This window comes from Vibrio sp. 03_296 (genome assembly GCF_002265885.1).
Genome location: NZ_NPKW01000607.1, coordinates 1 through 776, shown reverse-complemented (window position 1 = coordinate 776; position 776 = coordinate 1). Strand labels below are relative to the sequence as shown.

Here is a 776-nt window from a genome sequence, read left to right as displayed (position 1 = left end):
TTACTCGGCGCCACATGGCTCGACACTACATTCCACACATCGGCATTTTGCAACATTTGCTTGGCGTACATACCAGCAGGTACGGAGTTGGTATCTCCTAGGGCGAGCCAATTGCCTGTGAGTAGTCTCTGCCACTGTGCTTTGGATGAAACATCAAGAGTTATACTGTTGTTTTTATTGGTAATAACAACCAAATTATTGGACAGCAAATTAGTGACACTGTCGCTTTTGATAACCCCATGTTGAACTAGATAGTCCATCCATTGGCTATTGCGAGAGATAATAAATGTCGCCCGGTGCACCGCTGAGCAACTGCCTTGAGAGGGATGAGGAGCCACCGTAAATTGCCTGTACTTTTTGATGACTCTGACGTTCGTAACTCTCAATGACATCATTGATGGCATTCGTCAGTGACGATGCGGCATAAACGCGCGTTGTTTGTTGAGCACTTACCACAGGCGCTAGCAGTAGCAGCAGTAAACTCAGCCATTTTTTCATCATACTTCGCTCTCTATATGCCCAATAGACTCAGATCCAAATGTTCTTCAATGGCATCAGCGATCCGGTCTATCGCCTGCTCCTTTAGTTGTTCGTGATTCTGTGCCTTGATTTGCACACCATTGACCCACTCACAAATCAGCTCTAATGCGGCTTCAGAGTCTAAGAAACCATGTAAATAACTGCCCATGATCTGCCCGCATTCGCTTAGGGCGCCTTCAAGTTGGCCATCATCTTTGGTGATCGGTTGATGTTCATTCACTTGCGAGCGCCCAACG

At 46.6% G+C, this 776-nt stretch carries 2 protein-coding genes and 1 pseudogene; all 3 read right to left on the bottom strand.

Features of this window, described 5'->3' with window-relative positions; all coding sequences use genetic code 11:
- On the bottom strand, positions 1-260 hold a 260-nt coding region (locus CIK04_RS34135; RefSeq protein ID WP_325205860.1), incomplete at its 3' end, for a substrate-binding domain-containing protein.
- Between the two features lie 7 nt (positions 261-267).
- On the bottom strand, positions 268-501 hold the full coding sequence (locus CIK04_RS34130; protein ID WP_325205859.1) for a substrate-binding domain-containing protein: 234 nt from the start codon (positions 499-501) through the stop codon (positions 268-270).
- Positions 502-511: 10 nt separating this feature from the next.
- Positions 512-776 (bottom strand): annotated as a pseudogene (locus tag CIK04_RS26570) (cobyric acid synthase CobQ); the annotation flags it as partial.

Excerpts from the sequence above, each read along its gene's own strand:
- CIK04_RS34130 (WP_325205859.1), bottom strand. The coding sequence starts at position 501 with ATGATGAAAAAATGGCTGAGTTTACTGCTGCTACTGCTAGCGCCTGTG.